The sequence below is a fragment of the Azospirillum sp. genome, assembly GCF_035627195.1.
Classification (GTDB): domain Bacteria; phylum Pseudomonadota; class Alphaproteobacteria; order Azospirillales; family Azospirillaceae; genus Azospirillum.
Genome location: NZ_DASPMG010000075.1, coordinates 1 through 3,752 on the forward strand (window position 1 = coordinate 1; position 3,752 = coordinate 3,752).

The window sequence follows — 3,752 nt, forward strand, 5'->3', positions numbered from 1 at the left end:
GGCGTCAAGGGCGGCGACATCGTCGTCCGCGTCCGCGGTCTCGCCGTGCTGCCGCAGGAAGATGGCGACGTGAAGGTGGGCGCCACCAAGATCGGCGAAGCCAGCATCAAGAACGACTTCATCCCCGAGATCGACGCGACCTACTTCGTCACGCCGAACATCGGCCTGAACCTGATCGCCGGCACCAGCCGCCACTCGGTCCGCGTCGACGCGACCGGCGGTGGCGTGGTCGATGCCGGCAAGGTGTCGCTGCTGCCGCCGACGCTGACGGCCACCTTCCACCCGCTGCCGAACTCGCGCATCAACCCGTACATCGGCGCCGGCATCAACTGGACGCTCTTCTACAATGAGAAGAACGGCCCGGCCCTGAACAACACCAGCTACAAGAACAGCTTCGGCTGGGCCCTGCAGGCCGGTACCGACGTGTACCTGACCGACAACCTGCTGGTGAACTTCGACGTCAAGAAGATCTTCCTCGACACCAAGCTGACCACCTACCTCGGCACGACGCGCGTCACCTCGAACGTCGACATCAACCCGTGGATCGTCGGCGTCGGCATCGGCTACAAGTTCTAATCGACCGACCCCCGGCCATCCGGCCGAAGGTTCGAGGAGTTCGGGCCGGGTACCCCCATCAGGGTGCCCGGCCCTCTCTTTTTTGGGGCTTTCCCGCCCCCACCTTCTAATGTGAGCTTCATCCGATGAAGCGGGCCTCGCAGAGGAAGGACGCCCCATGCACGTTGCCGCGGTGTTGAAGAGGAAGGGTACCGACATCGTCACCGTCCGCCCGGACGAGCCCATCGCCGCCGTCGCGCGCACGCTGGCCGAGCGCCGCATCGGCGCCGCCCTGGTGGTGGACGGTGGCGCACCGGCCGGCATCCTGTCGGAGCGCGACATCGTGCGCGGCGTGGCCAAGCACGGCAGCGCCGTCCTGCAGCAGCCGGCCTCCGCCCTGATGACCCGCGACCTGGTGACCTGCCAGCCCACCGACACGGTGGCGCAGGTGATGGCGGTGATGTCGGAACGCCGCATCCGCCACCTGCCGGTGATGGACGGCGAGCGTCTCGCCGGGGTGATCAGCATCGGCGACGTCGTCAAGGCTCGCCTGGACGACGCCGAGCTGGAGGTCGAGTCCCTGCGCGGCTACGTCGCCGGGATCGGCTGACCGCCCGGACACGAAAAAGGGCGCCCCACCGCCGGTGGAGCGCCCCCTGTGAGGAGGTCCGTGAACGCGTCAGGCGTTCGTGGACTGCGGGAAGGCCATCGCCGCCTGGGTGCGGTTGCGCACGCCCAGCGACTTGAAGATCGCCGTCATGTGGATCTTCACCGTGCCTTCGGACAGGCCCAGCTCGTGCGCGATCTGCTTGTTCGACTTGCCTTCGCGCAGGCGCTCCAGCACCTCGCGCTGGCGCTGGGTGAGCAACTGCTCCAGCGCCGGATCGGCCGGCGGCATGGCGGCGCGGCCGTTGTCCTGCGCCTCGCCACCCTCGCGCAGCACGGTCGGCGGCACGTAGACGCCGCCCGAGAAGATCAGGTCGAGCGCGCTCAGCATGATCTTCACGCTGGACGACTTGGGGATGTAACCGGCGGCGCCGTGCTCCAGCGCGTCGCGCACGTCGTGGTGCGCCTCCGACGCGGAAACGACGACCACCTTGGCGTTCGGCTGCTTCTGGCGAAGATCCTGGATGCCGCTGAAGCCCGGCCAACCGGGCATGCGCAGGTCGGTCAGGACGAGGTCGAACGTCTCTCCCGAGCCGCACAACGCGAGCATGTCGTCGAAGTTGCTGGCTTCCTGGAAATCGCTGCCTTCCTTCAACTGCTCGAGAAGCCTGCGCAGTCCCTCGCGGAACAGCACATGGTCATCACCGATCAGGATCCTCATCACTGCACTCCCGTACACGGACTTCAAAAGCCGGCTACCTGCGCCTTAGACAATGCCGACATTTCGCGCGGCATATGACGCAATTCCGAAAGATATAGCGGGGCTTTGTCTTGTGTATTGACTATTCAGATGTACCACGAACCGGTGACCCCGGACAACCGGAATTCGCCCTTTGTCACACGCCTACGCCATATGTAACGGGATCGGCCGTATTCAATGGCGCGCCGCGAAAGAGCCTGCCTCCACCGTTTCGAAAGAGACTGGCGGCTGGCTGGCGGGATGATCCAGGAGGGCACGCAGGCGCCGCCGTTCCTCGGCCAGCGCGGCGCGCAGCCGGCGCACCTGTACGACGGAAACCGCGGCGATGGCAACCACTCCGGCGGCGGCCATGGACAGCAGCCACGTGAAAAGCGGTCCGAGCGGCAACGCGCCGCTCACGGCACCCACGGTCAGCACGGCCGCCGACAGCGCCCCCGCCCCCACGCCGACGCCTGCGGCCGGCGACAGCCGGTGCCGCCCTTCCGGAATCGCCCAATTCGCTGCGCCACCCTTCCGACTGCCGTCGCGCATGCCCATCCTCCCTCGCGAACCCCCTGTACCTGACACGGTGATGATAGAGGGATTACCGGGAGTGGAAATTCAAACAATGTCCCTATGCGAATTCAGGGCATAGGCCGATGCGCCTATATCCGCGCGTGCGCCGCCGCGCCCGGCACACCCGGACGCGGCGGCGGCGGATCGCCTCAGAACAGCGCGTCTTCCATTTCCATCAAGGGCTTGGCGCCGGCCATGATGGTGATGAACAGGGTGTTCACCTGGGGCAGAAGCTTGGTCATGTAGAAGCGCGCGGTGGTCAGCTTGGCGTTGTAGAAGGCAGCGCCGCCCTCCCCCTGCGACTGTTTGGCGCGGGCCGCCTTGACCATCTTCAGCCACATCCAGCCCAGCGCCACGAGGCCGAACAGGCGCAGGTAGTCGGTGGCCGCCGCCGCCGCCTCCTCCGGGTCATTCATGCCCTTCTGGGCGATGATACCCGTCGCCTGCTGGAGCTTGGCGAAGGCCTTGGCGAGCGGCAGCACGAACTCCGCCAGCGACTCGTCCTCCATGTCCGCCTGCAGCTCCTCCGAGATCGGGTGGAAGAAGCGGCGCAGCAGGCGGCCCATGTTCTGCCCCATCTTGCGGCCCACGAGGTCCAGCGCCTGGATGCCGTTGGTGCCCTCGTAGATCTGCGTGATGCGGGCGTCGCGGACGAACTGCTCCACCCCCGTCTCCCAGATGTAGCCGTGGCCGCCGTGCACCTGCACGGCGATGTTGGCGGCTTCGGAGCCGACGTCGGTGAACAGCGCCTTGACGATCGGCGTCATCAGCTGGACAAACTCGTCCGACGCCTGCCGCTGCTTGGGATCGGCGTGCTTCTCGGCGACGTCGAGGTGGTAGCCGACCAGGGCACCCAGCGCCCGGCAGCCCTCCGTGTAGGCGCGCGCGGTCAGCAGGTTCCGGCGCACGTCGGGGTGGACGATGATGGGGTCGGCCGGCTTGTCCGGGAACTTCGCCCCCTTCACGGAGCGGCCCTGCAGCCGCTCCTTGGCGTAGGCGGCGGCGTTCTGGTAGGCGACCTCGGCCAGCCCCAGACCCTGGATGCCCACCGCGAGGCGGGCGGCGTTCATCATCACGAACATGGCGCGCATGCCCTTGTGCGCCTCGCCCACCAGCCAGCCGATGGCGTCGTCGAAGTTCATGACGCAGGTCGAGGACGCCTTGATGCTCATCTTGTGCTCGATGGAGCCGCAGGCGACGCCGTTGCGCGGGCCCGGCGTGCCGTCGTCCTTGGGCAGGAACTTGGGCACCAGGAACAGGCTGATGCCGCGCGTGC

5 protein-coding genes are annotated in these 3,752 nt (G+C 67.1%); 2 read left to right on the forward strand and 3 right to left on the reverse strand.

All coding sequences use genetic code 11. The annotated features are described in order from the left end of the window. A partial coding sequence (locus VED21_RS06310; RefSeq protein WP_324881475.1) for an OmpW/AlkL family protein occupies positions 1–576 on the forward strand: 576 nt, incomplete at its 5' end. A 157-nt stretch (positions 577–733) separates the two neighbouring features. Continuing rightward, the gene (locus tag VED21_RS06315) at positions 734–1,165 is read left to right on the forward strand and encodes a CBS domain-containing protein (protein ID WP_324881476.1); all 432 of its coding nucleotides are present in this window, start codon (positions 734–736) and stop codon (positions 1,163–1,165) included. 69 nt (positions 1,166–1,234) lie between these two features. Here the strand turns inward: VED21_RS06315 and VED21_RS06320 are convergent, their stop codons facing one another. The 3 genes from VED21_RS06320 to VED21_RS06330 all read right to left on the reverse strand — a co-directional run. Then, positions 1,235–1,882, reverse strand: a complete 648-nt coding sequence (locus tag VED21_RS06320) for a response regulator transcription factor (RefSeq protein WP_324881477.1) — start codon at positions 1,880–1,882, stop codon at positions 1,235–1,237. A gap of 213 nt (positions 1,883–2,095) precedes the next feature. Beyond that, the gene (locus VED21_RS06325; RefSeq protein ID WP_324881478.1) at positions 2,096–2,452 is read right to left on the reverse strand and encodes a hypothetical protein; all 357 of its coding nucleotides are present in this window, start codon (positions 2,450–2,452) and stop codon (positions 2,096–2,098) included. A 173-nt stretch (positions 2,453–2,625) separates the two neighbouring features. Further along, on the reverse strand, positions 2,626–3,752 hold a 1,127-nt coding region (locus tag VED21_RS06330; protein ID WP_324881479.1), incomplete at its 5' end, for an acyl-CoA dehydrogenase C-terminal domain-containing protein.